Below are 17,908 nucleotides of genomic sequence, written 5' to 3'. Positions count from 1 at the left end.
GAGCAGCATGAGCGAGCAGCAGCTCGTCGCGACCGTGCACGTCCGTGATCTTCAGGGTCGGACCGTCGTGCTCGAACCCGGCGACGACGTGCCGGCGTGGGCGGTCCAGCAGATCACCAACCCGAAGGCGTGGGTCGACGTCGTCGACGCGATCGACGTTGCCCAGGTGCCCACGCCCCCGGGCGCGGGCACCGTCGAGGCGCCGCCGCGGTCCGGCAAGGGTTCGGGCGTCGAGGTATGGCGCTCGTTCGCGGAACGCAAGGGCGTCGACGTCGACCAGGGCGCGGCCCGCGAGGACGTCATCGCGGCGTGCGAGGCGGCCGGCGTCGTCGAGCGAGAGGAGTAAGGGCATGGCGCCGTTCGCGACCGTGGAGGACTACGAGGCGCGTGCCGGCGTGACCCTTGTCGAGCCGAAGCGCTCGCAGGTCGAGGCGTACCTCGACGACGCTTCGGCACTCATGCGGCGGCACATTCCGACGGGATACGAGCCGGACCCGGGGACAGCGACGGCGATCGCGGTCGCCGTCGCTCGCCGGGTCATGGCGAACCCGGGCGGCTACCGGCAGAGGAGCATCGGGCAGTACGCCGAGACGCTCGGCGAGGCCGGCGGGCTCTACCTCACCGAGGGCGAGATCGCACTGCTACAGCCCGAGACGCTCGACGACCCGAATGCCGACGCCGCGTACTCCCTCGGGCTGCGCGACGACGGGCTGCCCGGCTGGCAGTACGACCCGCTGTGCAAAGGGCGGTTCCTGTGATCCCCGACGATCTGCTGCCGCACCTCGTCGACATCGAGCAGCCGGGGACGGCGACGGACCGGTACGGCAACACGGTCGACGACTGGACGACCTCGACGCACGCCGCGGTGAACGCATGGTTGCAGCAGACCACCGGGGCCGAGGACACCGACCAACGGAACGCGCAGATCGGCGAATGGCTGATGCTGTGCAACTCGCGCGACACCAGCGGACAGCCGCTCACGGTGCGCGGCGAGGCACGCGTGCACTGGCTCGGGGTCGACTTCGAGGTGATCGGGCCCCCTGGGCCGGCGTACGAGCCGGCCGAGCTGCATCACTACGAGATCAGGCTGAAGGTAGCGGAGGGGTGACCATGGCACGCTCAAGGTTTCGGCCCAACCGGCGCAACATCGCAGGTCTACTCAAGACGCCGGAGACGCACGCGCTGATCGAGCGGAAGACCCGGGCGGTCGAGGACGCCGCGGCGGCGGCCGCGCAGTCCGATGGTTGGGAAGGGCAGTTCCGGACGGACGTCGAGGCTGGCGACAAGCGGGCCCGCGGCGCCGTCATCGGGGACTACTCGACCCCCTATCCCGAGGTGTCGCGGCGGGCGCTGCTTCGCGGTCTGGACGCCGCGGGGGACACCGACTGATGACACCGCCGATCGTCTTCCCGGACGCCGCGGCGGTCGTCGCCGACTACCTGCGAGCGGGGCTCGCCGAGCACGGGCAGCCGGTGCACGTAGGCACGCGAGTGCCCTCACCGCGACCGATGTCGTTCGTCCGGGTCGAGCGAATCGGCGGGGCGCAGCGGGACGTCGTGACCGACCGGCCGCGGCTGGACGTCCACTGTTGGGGGTCGACCGAGGAAGCCGCGCACGACCTCATGCAGCTTGCGCGGGCGCTGCTCGGCGCAATCCCCGGATGGCGCGGGGCAACCGCGTACGACGTCGACGAGGTCGGCGGACCGAACCTGTTGCCGGACCCGGCGAGTTCTTCGCCGCGGTACGCGCTCGCCGTCGAGATTTCGCTGCGGGGCAAGAGCCTCGCCACCTGAACACGGGCTCACCCGCCCTGACAGCACACCCCCGGACCGCGTCGCGGCCGGGGGTTTTCATTGGAGGGACGCATGTCCACACCGACCCCGCCGGTCCTCGAAGACGGGCTCAGGAACGACTACATCCGCAAGCAGCTCATGCAGGCTGTTTACGCCGCGGACTACTCGGCGGCTGTCGTCGCGACCCCGTTCAACTCGTCCGACGGCACCCTTACGGCGATCCCTACCGGCTACGTCCCGGTCGGCTACACCACCGACGACGGGGTTACGTTCACCGGTGATCTGTCGATGGCCGACGTCACCTCGTCGCAGGCGGTCGAGCCGACCCGTTCCGACGTCGAGTCGGACGTGCTCAGCGCGCAGTACGCGGCACAGGAAACCAATCAGGCGACGGTCGCGCTCTTCGAGGGGCTGCCGCTGTCGGGCACAGGTGCACTGCCGACGATCGGCTCGGCGTGGCAGTGGGACCGCCCCGCGACGCCGAAGAACCCCTACCGCCGGCTGCTCTTCATCGGCCTCGACTACAACGACAGCGGCGAAGAGATCTACGTGATCAAGTTCTTCCCGCGGGCCCGACTCACCTCGCGCGATGACGAGCAGTGGGCGCGCAGCACCGAGACGCAGCGACCGGTGACGTTCACCGCGTATCGCGATCCCGTGCTCAAGACCCCGTGCCGCAACTGGATCGATGGGCCCGGCTGGAGGTCGTTCGCTCCCCCGTCCGGCGGCTGACGCTGCCCCGTGATCGGGCGGGGGACGGCGGTTCTGGGTGAGCCCCTCCGTCCCTCGCCCTCGTGAGCTCACCCGCAGACTCACCCGAGGAAGAGAGCACGATCATGTCGAAGCCCAACAAGGCCCGGTTCAAGCTGTCGGCGGTCAAGGCGTCGTACGCCGAAGCGGTCGGCGGCGAGCTCGTCGAGGTCGAGACCGACGACGGGAAGATTTGGACGTTCCCGCACCCGCTGTTCACCCCGGACGATCTCGCGAAGGAGATCGACGCGGCCGAAGGAGACGAAGCGAGGGCGCGCATTCTGCTGGGCGACCAGTGGGGCGAGTTCATCAAGTCGGGCGGCAACGCGAACGGGCTCATGCTCGTCTACGTCGCGGCACGTTCGGAGATGCAGGACACCCTCACTAAGCACCGCCCTACGAGGCGGTAGGCGACGAGGGCGACGGGCCCGAAGCCTACGAGTTCAGCGTGCTCGACGTCCTCGGCGACGATCCCGAAGCCGTCGAGGCCGACCTACTGCACTACTACGGCGGCGAGCAGTACGGGGTCGGCGGGCCGCTCGCCGCATTCTGGCGGGGCGAGATCACGCTGCGGCTGCTGCGGATCATGGTCGAGCAACTGCCGCCCGACTCGGCTACCGCACGCGCGGCAGCCGGCCATCACTGGCAGGTATCCGATTGGGCGGCCGCCGACACTCGCGATCTGCTCAATCTCTTGTTGACGGCGTTTCTCAACGCCAATCGCGACCCGAAGAAGCCGGCGCAACCGTGGCCCGAGCCGGGTTGGCGGCCGGGCGACCCGCTGCCCGAAGAGACCGAGGCGAAAGCCGAGCAACAGCGGGCGCGAGCACGGGCTGCGTACGCGCACATCAATTCTCAGGTACTCCCCGGGAAGGGGTGATGCGGCGTGCCGGTCGAGATTGGCGTCGGCTACGTGTCGATCGTTCCCGAGGTGCGCGATTTCGGCCGGCTGCTGAGTCAGCAATTCGGCAACGAGCCGCAGCGCGTCGGGCAAGCAGCCGGGCAGGAGACGGGGCAGGGGTTCCTCGGCGGCATCGGTGGCGCCTTGAAAAAGGGCGTTATCGGTGTCGCCGCCGGAGCCGGGGCGCTATTCGCCGCCGGATTCGCCGAAGCGGTCGAACAGGATAAGAGCAACGCAAAGTTGGGGGCGCAGCTCGGGCTGTCCGAGAAGCAGTCGGCTCGGGCGGGCAAGATCGCCGGGTCGGTTTACGCCCGCGGGTACGGCGAGTCGATCGATCAGGTCAACGACAGTTTGAAGGCGCTCGCCTCGAACGGTGTCGCCTCGATCAATGCGCCTAAGAAGCAGCTCGCCGGGTTGTCCAAGGCAGCTCTCAATTTGGCTGACACGTTCGACGCCGACGTAGGCGACTCGGCGAAGGCTGCGGGACAGCTCATCAAGACCGGGCTCGCAGCGAACGGTAAGGAAGCGTTCGACCTCATCACCCGCGGATTCCAAAGCGGCGCCGATAAAGCGGGCGATCTGCTCGACACCATCAATGAATACGGGGTGCAGTTCAAAAAGGCCGGGCTCGACGGGTCGTCGTCAATCGGGCTGATAAATCAGGCGCTTCGGGCGGGTGCCCGCGATGGTGACCTCGCAGCCGACGCGATCAAAGAGTTCAGCATTCGTGCAGTGGACGGCAGCACGACGACCGCCGGCGGATTCAAGGCGCTCGGGCTCAACGCGTCCGACATGGCAGCGAAGTTCGCGAAGGGCGGCAGCGCCGCGAACGGCGTCCTCGATCTCACCCTCGACCGGTTGCGCGGGATCAAAGACCCCGTGAAACAGGCGCAAGCCGCGACCGCCCTTTTCGGTACGCAGGCGGAAGACCTTGGTAGCGCGCTTCTCGCGATGGACCCCTCGAAGGCGGCCGCCGGGCTCGGCGAGGTCGGCGGGGCGGCCGACAAGATGGGCAACAGCCTGCACGACACCGCGACCTCGAAGATCGAGGTGTTCAAGCGGACCGCGTTGCAGGGGATCGCCAACTTCGCGAATAGGTACGCGATCCCCGCCGTCGAGCGCTTCGGCGGGTTCTTGAACCGCTACGTGCTGCCGCCCGCGCAGACGGTCGGCGGGGCGCTCGCCGGCACACTCGTGCCCGCTGTCAAGGGCGTTGGCTCGGCGTTCGCCGGCGGCGTGCAGTGGGTCAAGGACTACGGGGCGTGGCTCATACCGCTCGGTGTCGCCGTCGGCGGCATCGCGCTCACGATGGGCGCTTCGGCGCTCGCGACCGGGGCGACGACCGCAGTGTTCGCGGTCTATCGGGGCGTCATTCTCGGGGCGGCCGCGGTCACCCGTGGGTACGCGATCGCGCAGGGCGTGCTCAACGCCGTGATGTCAGCGAACCCGGTCGGGCTGATCATCACGGGGATTCTGGCGCTCGGCGCTGCCCTGGTTGTCGCCTACAACAAGAGTGCGACGTTCCGGGCGATCGTCCAAGGGGCGTGGGCGGGCATCCAGACAGCCGCGTCGGTCGCGTGGAACTCGTTCCTGCGGCCGGCGCTCTCCGGCATCTGGACGGGGCTACAGGCAGTCGGCTCGGTGGCGTCATGGCTGTGGTCGAGCGTGCTGTCGCCCGTCTTCGGGTTCATCGGCACGGCGGCGAAGGTGCTGTTCACGATCGTCGCGGTCGCTGTGATCGCGCCGCTCGTGCTCGGTTTTCGGGTGTTCGGCGCGGTCGGGTTGTGGCTTTGGAATGCGGCGATCGCTCCGGCGTTTCGAGGAATCGCGGCGGTCGGCCTGTGGCTGTACGGCGCGATCTTGAAGCCGGTGATCGGTGCCGCTGTCGGCACGTTTCACGCGTTCGGCGCGGCCGGATCGTGGCTGTACGCGAACGCCATCAAACCGGCCATGAACGGCGTCGGTTCGGCGGTGTCGTGGGTCTCTACCTCGATCATCAAACCGAATATCGCTCTCGCTCAGGCTGCGTTCCATGGACTGGGCGCGGCCGGGTCGTGGCTGTACCGAAACGCGGTCAAGCCTGCGTTCGACGGGATTGGCGGGGCTGCGTCGTGGCTCTGGTCGAAGGCTCTCAAGCCGACGCTCGACGCGGGACGACGCGGGGTCGGGCTCTTCGGTGAAGCCTTCGAGCTCGCGAAGGACGCGATCGGCAAGGCGTGGGGCAAGGTGCAGTCGATCGCCGCAAAGCCCGTGAATTTCATCATCGAATGGGTGTATACGCGGGGAATTAAAGCGGTTTGGGACAAGGTCGCCGGCGTGGTCGGGCTCGACCCGCTGCCGAAGGCTCCCAAGCTGCTCGCGGCCGGCGGCACGGTCGGCCCGTGGGGGCCGGCCGCGCCGATGAAGGTGAATAAGCCGACGGCGATCGTCGGTGAGGGCCGGCCGCAGTACCCCGAGTTCGTGATCCCGACCGACCCGCGGTACCGCGGTCGGGCCCGCGCGTTGCACGCTGCCGCCGGCGCTCAGCTGATGGCCGACGGCGGCGTGATCGGTTCGGCTGTCGACTGGCTCGGCGGGGCGGCGAAGAAGATCGGCGGCGTCGTGATGGACGGCGTCGACTTCCTCTCGGACCCCTCGAAGATGTGGGAGAAAGCGACCGGGTTCATTCGCGACAAGATCAGCGCGATCGGCTCGTCGCCCTGGGCGAAGTTGCTCGCGAAGGTTCCGGCGAAGATGCTCGGCGGGCTCAAAGACAAGATTGTCGACGCGGCGAAGGGTCTGTTCGGCGGCTCGTCGGCGGACGTCGGCGGGTCCGGCGTCAAGCGTTGGTCGAGCGTCGTCTTGCAGGCACTCAAGCTCGTCGGGCAACCGGCGAGTCTGCTGCCGGTCGTGCTGCGCCGGATGAATCAGGAGAGCGGCGGCAACGCAAAGGCCATCAACAATTGGGATATCAACGCGAAAAACGGCGTTGCATCACGCGGGTTGATGCAGGTAATTCCCCCAACCTTTGCCGCTTATGCGGGCAAACTCGCCGGACGCGGCATCTTCGATCCCCTCGCCAATGTCTACGCGAGCATGCGGTACGCGTTGTCGAGGTACGGCTCGCTCGCGAAGGCATACAACCGGCCGGGCGGATACGCGGCGGGTGGCCGGCCGCGAGCAGGTGAGCTGGCTTGGGTGGGTGAAAGGGGGCCCGAACTCGTCCGCTTCAAGGGCGGCGAGACGGTCTACGACAGCCCGACGTCGCTGAACATGGCGGCCGGGCTCGGCGCCCGCGGATTCGCGAGCGGCACGGCCAGGACGAAGGCACGCAAGGAAGTCCCGGGCGATCTCAAGTCGTTCACGAAGTCGCTCACCGGCAGCGCCTCGTCGATTTCGACCGCGGCGAAGAACCTCGCGGCCGATCTCAAGACGGCAGGCGGCGCCGGCCGGTCGCTGTCGACGACGGTCAACAAGGCGTCGACGAAGTTGCAGGCGCTCGCGAAGAGCCGGGACAGCGTCGGCAGCCGACTCGACGCGGCGAAGCAGTCGTACACCGATCAGAAGAAGAGCGCTTCGGACTACATCGGGTTGTCCAACGTCAGCGACCCGACGTCGGTCGGGAACCTGATCACCGGCATGCAGTCGCGGCAGTCCGCGCTCAAGACGTTTCAGGGACAGATCAAATCGGCCTCGAAGAAGGGAGTCAGTCAAAGCCTAATCTCGCAGCTTGTCGCGGCCGGTCCCGACAGCGACCTCGCCGGGCTCGTCGCCGGCGCGAACGCCGCGCAGATCAAGCAGCTCAACGCCCTCGCGAAGAGCGGCTCGGCGCTGTCGACGTCCTACGGCCGGACCATGGCCGACGCGATGTACGACGCCGGGGCGCAGGCTGGCCGAGGGTTCCTCACGGGCCTACAGGCTCAAGAGGACGAGCTGCAACGGCAGATGAACCGACTCGGCGCCGGCATGGTCAAGTCGATCAAGCGTGAGCTCAAGATCAAGTCGCCGTCGAGGGTGACCGACGAGGTCGGCGGGCAAGTCGGCGCCGGGCTCGTCGGCGGCATGGTCCGCAGCCTGCCCGAGGTCGATCGGGCCGCGGGGCGCATGGCTGCGGCTGCCGTCCCCGTGCCGGTCACCTCGGGGCAGTCCAGTGCAGCGGCCGCCGGGCTGCAACGAGGCGACACGGTCGTGCTCAAGGTCGGCGAGCGCGAGTTCGTCGCTGTCGTCGATGACCGGGTCGATGCGGGGTTGAGCGACGTCCGCAAGCGCAGCCGAGCCGGAGTGAAGGGGAGGTAACCCGATGCCGATGATCGTCGATCCGAGTGCGCCGCAGGTGACGCCGCCGGACCGGGTCACCTCGCCCGACGGATGGCTCGCCGCCATCGTCGACGAGCCGTGGGCGGGGGTCGTGCTGTCGGTGGACTACACCGCCGGCACGGCGCTCGCCGACGCCGTCGACGTCCGGCAGGTGCGCATCGTCCGCCAGGACCCCGGCGCGGCCGCGCCTGTACCGGTACGCAGCGGCGACGCCGCGTGGGCGATCGAGGGCGTCGGCACTGCCTACGATCACGAGTCGCCCCTCGGCGTGGCCGTGATCTACACCGCTACCGCGATCTATAAGGACGGGAGCAGCGGACCCTCGTCGAGCCTGTCGGTCACGGTGCCGGCGCCCGAGCCCGGCGACGACGATGATCTGTGGCTCAAGTCCCTTGATACGCCTGCCCTTTCGGCGCGCGTGATGATCGTCGATTGGCCGGGAATGTCGAGCGCCGGTCGGGTTGACGCGGTCGACGTCGCCGGCAGCCCGTACCGGGCGACGGCGTACGACACGGGCGGGGCGCCGACCATTCAGGTCACGGTCGATGTGACCGGGGCGACGAAGATCAAACGGGTCCGGAAGCTGCTCGTCGACGGCGTGCTGCTCGCGCAGGTGCGCCCCGCGTACCTGTATGTCGACCGGTATTTCGTCGTCGGTGACTGGACGGAGAAGCCGACCGGGAAGCTCGGGGTCGACGCCCCGTCGATGCAGTACACATTCACGATCGAGCCGATCGAGCGGCCGGCGACTGCGGGGCAGCCGATGCGCCTGCCTTCGTGGTCGTGGGGCTCGCTCGCCGAGCTCTTCGCCGACTGGAATGCGGTCGCTTCGAGCTACAGCTCGTGGGCGTCGCTGTCGACGAACGGGGTCACCTGATGTTGCCGGTCTCGCCGGGGGCGTACGGGGCGCTGCTGCGGACGGCTCGGCGGCCGCGGCGCGCGGCATGGTCCAACGACGGCGGCCGCACATGGGCCGAGGTGAAGTGCGGCGCCGCCAAGATCACGCCCGACCGCACCGCCGAGTGCCGCTACAGCGGTTCGGCCGAGCTTGTCGGCGTGCCGGTCGGCCGCGACGGGATCAACACGGTCGCCACGCAGGTGCGTCTGTGGCAGGGGATCGCCGGCCCGCGCATGGACACCGAGTGGATTCCGGCGGGGGTCTACGTCGTCGACCGGGCCCGTCGCACGCGGCTCGGGGCAACGGTCGAGCTGCTCGGGCTCGAAGACGCGATTCGCAGTGCCTCGTTTCCCACGACCCGCACGATCGGCCCGGACACGGCGGCCGGCGTCGTGCCGGTGCTCGTCGGCGAGGCGCTGCCGAACGCTCCGGTCTCATGGCGCCGCGGCGTCGACCGGGGCACGGTCGTGCCGCGGTTCGTTGTCGACGAGGACCGATGGCAGGCGCTCAGCACGGGCACCGACAGCTCGGGCACGAAGACCGGGATCGCCGCGGCGCTCGGCGGCGAGATCTTCGCCGACGCCCGCGGGGTGATCACCCTCGCCCCGGTGCCGACGCTGGCCGACGACGTCGTGTGGCGTATCCCTTATGGCGTCGCCGTGGTCGAGCCGGCCGAGGAGCAGTCGGCCGAGGGGCTCGTGAACGTGTGGGCGATCAGCGGGGACGGCGGCGACGGGGCGCCGGCCGTCGGCCCGGTCTATGTGTGGGACGACGACCCGAACTCGCTCACTTTCGCCGGCCCGGACCCGATCGGCGACCCGCTCGCCCCGCAGCGGCTCGGGCTCACGGGCGTACGGCTGCGCGTCGAGCGCTACTCGTCGCCGCTGATCACCTCGACGGCGCAGGCGTATGCAGTCGGCCGGGCGAAGCTCGCCGACTCCCTCGGCGTGCAGTCGAGTCTCTCGTTCACGGCGGTGTGTCACCCCGGGCTCGAACCGGGGGACGTCGTCGAGGTCGAGGTGCGGCCGGGCGAGTGGCAGCGGCACATCATCGACTCGTGCCCGTACGAGCTCGGTTCGGCGTCGATGAGCTGCACGACCAGGACGACCGCACGGAGGCTCTCATGACGGACGCAGCGCGGCAGCTCGGCGAGAATCTCGCCCGCGCGCGGTCGGCGAGCCACAGTGGCGGCGGCACGGTGTCCGCCGAGGTCGTCGACGTCACCGACGCCGGCACGGTCAACGTGATGTTGGGCGGCGCCCTGGTGACCGACGTCGTTTGCGCCGACAGCTACCGCAATCGCAGGGCCGGTGACTGGGTCGCGGTCCGGCCAGGCGCCCGGCCGGTCGTGCTGTGGCGGCTCGGCGACGACCCGGGCGCGACCGAAGAGGCGACGATCAGGCGACTCGCGACCGAGGTCGCGCTCGACGAGCAAGTAGTGCGGGCGGCGACATGGGGCACCGGGGCGCCGCCCGGCGACGGGTGGCAACAGGTCAACGCGCTGTACCTGCGCAAGGGTGCCGAGGGGAAAGTCGAGCTGTACGGACAGCTCGGGGCGCAGTCGGACACTTCCCCGGACGCCCCGGCCGGCCGGGCGCCGAAGCCCGTCACGGTCACGGCGACCTCGTCCGGGTCATGGCGAAACGGCAGGCGAGACGACTACCGGGATTACCCGTTTCAGGGCGACTACACCGGCGGCGGAAATCTGCGCGGTGCGTGGTTCTACGGCACAAAGATCGCCGACGCGTGCTCGGGCAAGACCGTCGCGAAAATGACGGTCTCATTCACCCGCCGCCGCGGATCGGGCGACAACGCCAAACGCCCGATGCACCTGTACTTGCACGACCACAACTCGCCGCCCTCATCTCTGGACCTCGACGAGGGCCCCGAAGAGCTGCTCTCGCTCAGCGTCGGAGCGCAAGGCACAGCACCGCTGCCGGCTGACTGGCGCTCAAAGCTCGCGAGCGGCACGCGAAAGGGGCTTGCGATCTACGCGAAGGGCAGCCGCGATTACGCCTCGTTCACGGGCGGCTCGATCACCATCACGTTCTCGTAAGGAGGCGCCGAAGTGGCAACCGTTGGCCATTCGAAGATCAGGATTCCCGGCGGGGGTGATGCGCCGGTCGGGCCCGGGGCGCTGATGGAGATGGGCGCCGATATCGACCCGCACCTCTTGCAGCACGTCGCCGACCAAGCCGAGCGCGACGCGCTGTACGCCGACGCCCCACTGCATACCGCGGTCACCGCCGAAGACGGGTCGCTGTGGCTCAAGACGTCGGCGACCTCGAACGTCTGGGCAACCGTCTACGAGCCCGACCCCGCGTGGCGCCCGATCGAGCTCGTCACCGGATACACCGGGGACACCTACACACCCCAGGTGCGCCGCATCGGCTCGCACGTGTGGTTGCGCGGCCGGATCGCCCGCACCGACGGGACCGTGATCCCGCAGAACGGCGTCGGGATCGCGAAGGTCCCCGACGACTGCATTCCACAGGAACAGATCGGCGCCTACGCCGCAACAAGCTCATTGCAGGGCGACGTCGTGATCGGCGTGGGAAAGCTCGAAGTCCTCGACGTGGGCACCGCCTCGTCGCTCGGCGACCCCGGCACCGTCCTTTGGTGGTCGCAGGACGGGCCGACCGCCGCCGGCACTCCCTGGGTGAACATCAGCGGCTCGTACTGGATCGACTGAAAGGGGCTGCCCCCGTGGCGCTCTACACCTTCGGCGGAACGCCCGCCGACGTCCTCACGACCGCGGCCGGCGACGTCGTGCCCGACTATCCGGTGCTCGTCCGTGTCGCGGGCACGGGGCAGCTCGTGACCGCGCTCTACGAGGTCGACGGAACGACCCCGATCGGCGAGCTACGAACCAACCCGGCCGGCTCGTCGCAGCCGGGGGCGCTGCGCCCGTTCAAGACCGACGTACCCGCGATCGAATTCGAGTACAACAACGCGGCCGGCGAGCCGCTCCGTTGGTACGAGGCCGGGCGCGAGGTCGCGCAGGAAGCACTCGCCGCGGCGCTCGACTCCCTCTCGAAGGCCGACGGCGGAACGGTCGAGGCACCACTGACCGCGGCCGCCGGTCTCGGTGTCGTGGGCGGGCTCGACGTCACCGGCGGCGCGAACGTCGACGAGCTCGACGTCGCCGGGAACATGACCGTCGGCGGAACGTTCACCCCCTCGTCGTTGTCCCTCGCGGGGATGCGCATCTACAACCCCCGTGTGCTCGGCGCCCTCGGCGACGGCACGCACGACGACGCCCCGGCCGTGCAGGCAGCGCTCGACGCCGCGTACGCAGCGGGCGGCGGGTGGGTCATCGTCCCTTCGGGGACGTACCGGCTCGCAACGCTGCCGCTGCGCATCCGGCGCAACACCCGCTTGACGCTCATGCCGGGCGCCCGCATGGTCCGCGCGGCCGCCGTGACGATGCTGCTCAACGGCGACAGCGACCAGACGTTCGGCGGATACACCGGGCACGGGAACATCGTCGTCGAGGGCGGTGTCTGGGACATGGCTGGCAAGTCTGTGCCTCAGAGCAACATGTGCATGTCGTTCGGGCACGCGACCAACGTCACCGTGCGCGACACCACCGTGCTCGACCTCCCCGGGTATCACGGGATCGAGTACAACTCGATCAAGACCGGGCGGGTCCTGACCTGCAACTTCCTCGGGTACATCGATCCGGGCGGCCGCGATTTCAGTGAGGCAATACAGCTCGACCTCGCCAAAGGAACTGCCTATTTCGGTGGTTTCGGGCCGGCGGACGACACACCGTGCATCGACATTCTGATCGACGGCTGCACGGTCGGCCCGTCCGGGACCGCAGGAACGGGCCCTTGGCCGCGCGGCATCGGCTCCCACAGCGCGAGCCCGAACAAGCCGCACCGCGACGTGCGGGTGAAGAACTGCCGCTTCGAGAGCTGCACGCAGTTCGCCATCGGTGCGTACACCTGGGAAGGCGTCGTGATCGAGGGCGTGCAGATGCGCGGCTGCGGGGCCGGTATCCGCGTGCGCACCCTTGACTCGTCGGCCGCCTCGCACCGGACGCCGGCCGGGGGCAGCTCGCCGACGATCACCGGGTCGCAGCCGCTCACCGGGTTCGCCATCAGCGACATGACGTTCGTCGGCGGCGGCTCGTACGACGCCGCGATTCGCGTCGAGGGCGAAGACACCGGGTACGTAGGGCTGCTCACCCTCGATCAGATCACGATCAAGGACGTCGCCGGGATCGGCGTCCGGCTCATGAACGTCGAGGACTACACCGCGCAGAAGGTGGTCGTCGTCAACGCGGGCGGCACGGGCATCAGCCAATTCGGTGCCCGCCGCGGCCGCGTCGCCGACTGCACGGTGAACGGGGCCGGTGGCGCCGGCATCACAGCCGACTCGCGCTCGACCCCGGCCGCGTCGGCGACCGACGTCGCGATCGCCGGCTGCACGGTCACCGGTGCCGCGGCGAACGGCGTGCACATCTGGGACGGTACCGACATCGTCATCGACGACTGCGACGTCTACGCGCTCACCGGCTACGGCGTGCAGATCTCGACGAACACGAACCGGCCGATCATCCGGAACGTGCGGACCCGTGCGACGACGCTCGCCGGCATCAACGTGACGAGCACGGTCACCGGCGCTGTGCGACGCGGCAACACGGCCGACGCTCCCTCGGCATCCACGCTCGCGACGGTCGCCTCGACGACCGCCGAGACCGTGCTCGCCTCATGGACGATTCCCGGGAACGACGCCGCGGCCGGCACGGCGTACCGCTTCACCGCACAGGGGACCGCTTCGACGACGGGCACGCCGACGTTGACGGTCCGGGTCCGACTCGGCGGCACCGCTGGCGCGGTGATCGCTTCCTTCACGGCCGTGACGACGTCGAGCGCGATCTCGGGCCGCGGATGGCGCGTCGAGGGCGTGCTGCTGGCCATCGCGCCGGGCAGCTCGGGCACCTGGGCGGGCGGTGCATCGCTGTCGCATCACCTCGCGGGCACGACCGGCGCGGTACAGCACGAGCTCACCGACGCCGCGGTGACGCGCGACAGCACGGCCGATCAGCAGCTCGTCGTCACCGCGCAGTGGTCGACGTCGAGTGCCTCGAACACGGCGACCGCGACCGCCGGGCAGGCCACCCGCGCCGCGTAGCGCACCTCGCCTCTACAGCTCGCCCCGTGCCGGTCGGCCGGGGCTTTTCTCATGCCCGAAGGAGGGCTCACCCATGGGCCAGGAAGAGCGGCCGGTCGAAGGCCGGCCCGACCAGGAAGAGCAGGCACGGCTCATCCGGCGTACGGGCAACGGCCCGACCGTCGAGAACGAAGAGACGTTGCTGCGCGAGCGGTTCGGACCGCCGGACATGGCCGGTGTGTTCCACACCTCGGACGCCGCCGCCGACCAGGACGACGAGCCGGCCGCCAACGCGGCGCCCGCCGCGGAACCCGAAGGGGGCAACGCGGCATGAGCCTCGAAGGGATGCTCTCGCAGGCCGAGAAGTGGCTCGGCACCGGCGAGCCGAACGCGATACAGGCGTGGTACCGGGAGCGGAACGGCAACGCGTTCGCCGGCAACTTCGCATGGTGCGATGCCATGATCACGCGCTGCGCGGTCGACGCCGGCGAACGAGAAACGGTCTGCTTCGGTACCGATTACGCGTACACCCCGTGGCACGCACAGCGGTTCAAGGACGCCGGACAGTGGCATGCCGACGTCAAGGGCATCAGGCGCGGCGACATCGTGTTCTTCGACTGGGCCGGCTCGAACTCGATCGGAGCGATCGACCATGTCGGCATCGTCACCGGAGTGAGCGGCGGGAACGTCTTCACGATCGAGGGCAACTCGGCGAACGTCTGCGCGCGGCGCGTGCGGACCGCGGCGACGATCGTCGGCTACGGCCGGCCGAAGTACAAGGCGGCGAGCAGCACCCCGTCGACGTCCGGGGCGACCTACACGGTCAAGACGGGCGATACCCTGTCGGAGATCGCTGCGGCGCACCGGACGACCGCGAAGGCGCTCGCCGACCTCAACGGGATCAAGGACCCGAACAAGATCAAGCCGGGGCAGAAACTCAAGCTGCCCGCGGGCACCGCGGCGAAGCGGGTCGTCAGCCTCTCGCGGCTCGTCAAGGCATCCGAGGTCGACCCGCCGAAGAGCGGCACGCCCGTGTCGTACGCCGGCGTCGAGATCGTCGAAGACGCCCTCGTAGCCGAGGGGCTGCTCGCGCCCGGCTACGCCGACGGGCATTTCGGCACGGCCACCCGCAGCGCCTACTCACTGCTGCAACTCCGGTACGGCTACGCCGGCACGGCGCCCGGCGGCGCGGCCGACGGCACCCCCGGCAAGACCTCGCTCGACCGGCTCGGCAAGGCACACGGATTCACCGTCGTCGCCTGACACCCCCCGTAAGGAGAAGACTCATGTTCGGGAGCAAGTTGAAGTACGACGTCGTCGAGCGGGCGCTGTGGACTGGCACCGAGGTTGTCCTCGGCATCCTCGCGACCGCGCTCGCCGAAGTGTCCGTGTGGTGGGCGGCACCCGTCGCCCTCGTCCTGGCGGCCGGGAAGTCATGGGTCGCCGGTCGGATAGGCCGGCTCGGCACGGGCTCGACCCTGCCGAAGAGCAAGGACCCGGCGACCCCGCCCCGGACGGTCGGGCTCGGGCCGAACGCCGACGCCGCCGAGGGGCCGTTCGCCCCGTAAGGGTGCTCTCTGCTCACCCTGCACCACCGGAGGCACACGCGTGGAAGCTGCGACGCTCGGCGCCGTCGGGACCATCGTCGTCGGGCTCGCAGCGGCCGCGGCCGCCATCGTCGGACAACGGGGCGCCAACCGTGCCTCGCAGTCCGGGGCCGTGCTCGGCGGGTACTCGATGCTCGTCGATCAACTTCAAGAGGAACGCGACAAGGCGCAGGCGAAGCTCGCCGAGAACGAGACGCGGCTCGCCGCCGCGTACGCCGAGCTCGCCGGCGAGCGAGCCGATAAGGCGGCGCTACAGACGCAGATCACGACGCTCACGGCCGAGAATGCGAGGCTGCGCGAGCGCATCGTCGAGCTAGGGGGACAACCGACGTGACACGCGCTCAGGCCGCCCTCGCGCATCGGTGGCGGACGTTCGCCGTCGCCTCTGTGCTGCTCGTACTGTCCGGGGCGATCGTCCTCGTGTGGCTGCGGATCGACGACGCCGACGGTCGCGCCGAGCAGCTCGCGAGCGAGGCGAACCGCCGCGGCGACGCGGTGTCGACCCTCGCCGGCGACGTCCGTGTGCTGCGAGCACAGATCAAGGCGAAGGGCGGCACACCGGCCGCGCCGGACCCCGCGGCCGCGGTCGACAATCTGCCGGACCGCGCGAAGGTCCCGGTTCCGATTCCCGGGCCGGCCGGACCGCGCGGCGCCCGGGGAGCGAAGGGCGACCAGGGCGAGCCCGGCAGGACCGGGTCGACCCCGGCACCGGTCCCCGGGCCGAGCGGTGCGAAGGGCGAGCCGGGCGCCACCGTGACCGGTCCCCCGGGGCCGGCCGGACCCGCAGGCGAGTCCGGTAAGGACGGACGCGACGGGGTCGACGGCAAAGACGGAACCGACGGACGCAACGGGCAGACATGCCCTGACGGGTACAGCCTCCGACCGCCGCCGGATGATCCCGACGCGCTCGTATGCCGCAGGGCCGGCGCACCGCCCCCCGACGACCCATCACCGCCACCGAGCCCGAGCGTCCTCGGACTGCCGGCGGAACGCCGCCGCTCATGAAGACTGCGCCCTCGTCTGGCCTCACGGCCGGGCGGGGGCGCTTTCGTCGTTTCCGGAGGACAGGGCCAGCCCTGCCCCCGAACAGACGAAGACCCCCGCCGGTGGCAGGGGTCAACTTCTGTCGCTTCGAAGGTGGTTCGAGGCGTACCGTTCCAAGTGTCGAGCAAGGAACGGAGTACTCAGTATGCCGCAGTGGTCCGATTACAGCGACGGCGAGCGGATCAAGATCCTTCGAGGCGGCGAGATCAAGCAGTCCGATCTCGCGGAAATGACGGGCCTCTCGCTCCCCACCATCCAGGCAGCCGAGCAAGACAAGCGTCTTTCGCTGCCGACCCTACTCAAGATCGCCGCTGCGCTCAGCGTCGATACTTCCGTGATCCTCGGGCAACAGGCACCGCGCCGCGCGCTGAGGCAGGAAGACCGCACGATGATGCGCGACCTTTCGCACGCGGTGCACGACACCGCGGCGGGGATCATGCCCACGATCGAGGCACCGACCCTCGACGAGCTCGAAGAGATCACCCGTCAAGGCTGGGAACTCTACTGGAAGGGCCACTACGCCGAAGCGGGCGCGATCGGCGCCCCTCTCCTCCGCTCGGCGGCCGCGCGGCTGCACGAGCAGCCTGCCGGCGAAGAGGCCGCCGCGTGGGGGCTGGTGGCCGACGCGTATCGCATCTGTGCGTACGTCGCCAATCTGATGGGCGTGCGCGACCTCGCATACGCAGCCATCGGTCACGCTCAGGGAGCCGCGGAGAAGGCGAGCGACGATCTTCGAAAGGCGCTCGTCGTCTCGGGCCGATCCTGGGTGTACCTGCGTGACGCCCGGCTGCCCGAAGCGCTAGAACTCGCCGAGCGCGCTGCGGTCGACATCGAGCCGCGGTTCTCTCGTGCGACCCCCGAGCAGCTCACTGTCTACGGCTCACACATCAACTTCGCCGCGGTCGTGGCGAGCAGGATGGGCAACAAGGACCGGGCAGCCGACTACCTCTCGCAGTCGCACGCCACGGGCGCACGCATGGGGCAGGAAGTGCGGGCGCACGGGACGCTCTTCGGGCCCGTGTCGGCGAGCACTCAGGCGGTCGGCATCAACGTGTCATTGGGGCAGACCGGCAAGGCGCTTGCCTTGATCGACTCCATCCATGACACGGGACAGCTCAGCAAAGCAGCACAGAACCGATACGAGCTCGATAAGGCCATGGCGCAGGCTGACGCCCGCATGTGGGATGCGAGCCTCGACACTCTCGAATCGGCCCTTCGGAACGCCCCGCATTGGGCACGGCATCAGGCCCTGCCGCAGGTCATCGTGTCGAAGGTCGGGAAGGCGTCGACGGCTCGCCTTCGTCGAGTGTCCAAGCTGATCGGCACCGTTCCCGGCACATCCGGGTTCCCGACCGCGACAGCCAAGAATGCGCTCTGACAGGCATTCAACTCGTACGCCGCGTACGACTCTTCGCGCGCCCGGTGCGTTGAGTCGTACGTGACGAGCGACTTCGCCTCAGAGCAATGTTCAAAGTCGTACGCCCCCGTTCTGTACGGA

Annotated in this window: 20 protein-coding genes; all 20 read left to right on the top strand. The window is 69.4% G+C overall.

The genetic code is table 11. From position 1 onward, the window contains the following. The first annotated feature begins 7 nt into the window (after nt 1–7). The 20 genes from D9V36_RS28975 to D9V36_RS28880 all read left to right on the top strand — a co-directional run bounded on the left by D9V36_RS28975 (nt 8) and on the right by D9V36_RS28880 (nt 17,788). Complete coding sequence (locus D9V36_RS28975; RefSeq protein ID WP_129296344.1) at nt 8–346, top strand: hypothetical protein; 339 nt, start codon at nt 8–10, stop codon at nt 344–346. 4 nt (nt 347–350) lie between these two features. After that, nucleotides 351–758 (top strand): hypothetical protein, encoded by a 408-nt coding sequence (locus D9V36_RS28970; protein WP_129296343.1) that lies wholly within the window; start codon nt 351–353, stop codon nt 756–758. After that, nucleotides 755–1,108 (top strand): hypothetical protein, encoded by a 354-nt coding sequence (locus D9V36_RS28965; RefSeq protein ID WP_129296342.1) that lies wholly within the window; start codon nt 755–757, stop codon nt 1,106–1,108. The genes D9V36_RS28970 and D9V36_RS28965 overlap by 4 nt, the downstream gene beginning before the upstream one ends. A gap of 2 nt (nt 1,109–1,110) precedes the next feature. Beyond that, nucleotides 1,111–1,389: a hypothetical protein gene (locus tag D9V36_RS28960; protein ID WP_129296341.1), complete on the top strand. Its 279-nt coding sequence runs from the start codon at nt 1,111–1,113 to the stop codon at nt 1,387–1,389. Next, nucleotides 1,389–1,793 (top strand): hypothetical protein, encoded by a 405-nt coding sequence (locus D9V36_RS28955; protein ID WP_129296340.1) that lies wholly within the window; start codon nt 1,389–1,391, stop codon nt 1,791–1,793. The genes D9V36_RS28960 and D9V36_RS28955 overlap by 1 nt, the downstream gene beginning before the upstream one ends. Before the next feature lie 72 nt (nt 1,794–1,865). Beyond that, a complete protein-coding gene (locus tag D9V36_RS28950; protein ID WP_129296339.1) occupies nt 1,866–2,525 on the top strand; it encodes a phage tail protein in 660 nt (219 codons plus the stop codon). A 104-nt stretch (nt 2,526–2,629) separates the two neighbouring features. Then, a complete protein-coding gene (locus D9V36_RS28945) occupies nt 2,630–2,953 on the top strand; it encodes a hypothetical protein (RefSeq protein WP_129296338.1) in 324 nt (107 codons plus the stop codon). 38 nt (nt 2,954–2,991) lie between these two features. Further along, entirely contained in the window at nt 2,992–3,423 is a 432-nt protein-coding gene (locus D9V36_RS28940; protein WP_129296337.1) for a hypothetical protein, read from the top strand. A 6-nt stretch (nt 3,424–3,429) separates the two neighbouring features. Beyond that, nucleotides 3,430–7,719, top strand: a complete 4,290-nt coding sequence (locus D9V36_RS28935) for a phage tail tape measure protein (protein WP_129296336.1) — start codon at nt 3,430–3,432, stop codon at nt 7,717–7,719. A gap of 4 nt (nt 7,720–7,723) precedes the next feature. After that, nucleotides 7,724–8,617, top strand: coding sequence for a hypothetical protein (locus D9V36_RS28930; RefSeq protein WP_129296335.1), 894 nt, complete (start codon nt 7,724–7,726; stop codon nt 8,615–8,617). Beyond that, nucleotides 8,584–9,765, top strand: coding sequence for a phage tail protein (locus D9V36_RS28925; protein WP_241721087.1), 1,182 nt, complete (start codon nt 8,584–8,586; stop codon nt 9,763–9,765). Before D9V36_RS28930 ends, D9V36_RS28925 begins: the two co-directional genes overlap by 34 nt. After that, complete coding sequence (locus D9V36_RS28920) at nt 9,762–10,694, top strand: hypothetical protein (RefSeq protein WP_129296333.1); 933 nt, start codon at nt 9,762–9,764, stop codon at nt 10,692–10,694. The genes D9V36_RS28925 and D9V36_RS28920 overlap by 4 nt, the downstream gene beginning before the upstream one ends. A gap of 12 nt (nt 10,695–10,706) precedes the next feature. Further along, nucleotides 10,707–11,330 (top strand): hypothetical protein, encoded by a 624-nt coding sequence (locus D9V36_RS28915; protein WP_129296332.1) that lies wholly within the window; start codon nt 10,707–10,709, stop codon nt 11,328–11,330. A 14-nt stretch (nt 11,331–11,344) separates the two neighbouring features. After that, the gene (locus D9V36_RS28910) at nt 11,345–13,780 is read left to right on the top strand and encodes a right-handed parallel beta-helix repeat-containing protein (protein ID WP_129296331.1); all 2,436 of its coding nucleotides are present in this window, start codon (nt 11,345–11,347) and stop codon (nt 13,778–13,780) included. Between the two features lie 73 nt (nt 13,781–13,853). Next, nucleotides 13,854–14,093 (top strand): hypothetical protein, encoded by a 240-nt coding sequence (locus tag D9V36_RS28905; RefSeq protein WP_129296330.1) that lies wholly within the window; start codon nt 13,854–13,856, stop codon nt 14,091–14,093. Further along, the gene (locus D9V36_RS28900; protein WP_129296329.1) at nt 14,090–15,022 is read left to right on the top strand and encodes a LysM peptidoglycan-binding domain-containing protein; all 933 of its coding nucleotides are present in this window, start codon (nt 14,090–14,092) and stop codon (nt 15,020–15,022) included. Before D9V36_RS28905 ends, D9V36_RS28900 begins: the two co-directional genes overlap by 4 nt. A gap of 23 nt (nt 15,023–15,045) precedes the next feature. Further along, a complete protein-coding gene (locus D9V36_RS28895; protein ID WP_129296328.1) occupies nt 15,046–15,327 on the top strand; it encodes a hypothetical protein in 282 nt (93 codons plus the stop codon). 40 nt (nt 15,328–15,367) lie between these two features. Then, complete coding sequence (locus D9V36_RS28890) at nt 15,368–15,700, top strand: hypothetical protein (protein WP_129296327.1); 333 nt, start codon at nt 15,368–15,370, stop codon at nt 15,698–15,700. Beyond that, nucleotides 15,697–16,371 carry a collagen-like protein gene (locus D9V36_RS28885; protein ID WP_129296326.1) on the top strand — a complete coding sequence of 225 codons (675 nt, stop codon included), beginning with the start codon at nt 15,697–15,699 and terminating at the stop codon, nt 16,369–16,371. Before D9V36_RS28890 ends, D9V36_RS28885 begins: the two co-directional genes overlap by 4 nt. A 184-nt stretch (nt 16,372–16,555) precedes the next feature. Next, nucleotides 16,556–17,788, top strand: a complete 1,233-nt coding sequence (locus D9V36_RS28880; protein ID WP_129296325.1) for a helix-turn-helix domain-containing protein — start codon at nt 16,556–16,558, stop codon at nt 17,786–17,788. Nucleotides 17,789–17,908: the final 120 nt, after the last annotated feature.

It is taken from the genome of Streptomyces lydicus, assembly GCF_004125265.1.
GTDB classification, from domain to species: domain Bacteria; phylum Actinomycetota; class Actinomycetes; order Streptomycetales; family Streptomycetaceae; genus Streptomyces; species Streptomyces lydicus_C.
Note: the sequence above shows the minus strand (reverse complement) of the source record. Positions and strands in the feature narration are given on the sequence as shown.

Coding starts and splice junctions, on each gene's coding strand:
- D9V36_RS28975 (WP_129296344.1), top strand. CDS start 8: ATGAGCGAGCAGCAGCTCGTCGCGACCGTGCACGTCCGTGATCTTCAG.
- D9V36_RS28970 (WP_129296343.1), top strand. CDS start 351: ATGGCGCCGTTCGCGACCGTGGAGGACTACGAGGCGCGTGCCGGCGTG.
- D9V36_RS28960 (WP_129296341.1), top strand. CDS start 1,111: ATGGCACGCTCAAGGTTTCGGCCCAACCGGCGCAACATCGCAGGTCTA.
- D9V36_RS28955 (WP_129296340.1), top strand. CDS start 1,389: ATGACACCGCCGATCGTCTTCCCGGACGCCGCGGCGGTCGTCGCCGAC.
- D9V36_RS28950 (WP_129296339.1), top strand. CDS start 1,866: ATGTCCACACCGACCCCGCCGGTCCTCGAAGACGGGCTCAGGAACGAC.
- D9V36_RS28945 (WP_129296338.1), top strand. CDS start 2,630: ATGTCGAAGCCCAACAAGGCCCGGTTCAAGCTGTCGGCGGTCAAGGCG.
- D9V36_RS28930 (WP_129296335.1), top strand. CDS start 7,724: ATGCCGATGATCGTCGATCCGAGTGCGCCGCAGGTGACGCCGCCGGAC.
- D9V36_RS28920 (WP_129296333.1), top strand. CDS start 9,762: ATGACGGACGCAGCGCGGCAGCTCGGCGAGAATCTCGCCCGCGCGCGG.
- D9V36_RS28905 (WP_129296330.1), top strand. CDS start 13,854: ATGGGCCAGGAAGAGCGGCCGGTCGAAGGCCGGCCCGACCAGGAAGAG.
- D9V36_RS28900 (WP_129296329.1), top strand. CDS start 14,090: ATGAGCCTCGAAGGGATGCTCTCGCAGGCCGAGAAGTGGCTCGGCACC.
- D9V36_RS28895 (WP_129296328.1), top strand. CDS start 15,046: ATGTTCGGGAGCAAGTTGAAGTACGACGTCGTCGAGCGGGCGCTGTGG.
- D9V36_RS28880 (WP_129296325.1), top strand. CDS start 16,556: ATGCCGCAGTGGTCCGATTACAGCGACGGCGAGCGGATCAAGATCCTT.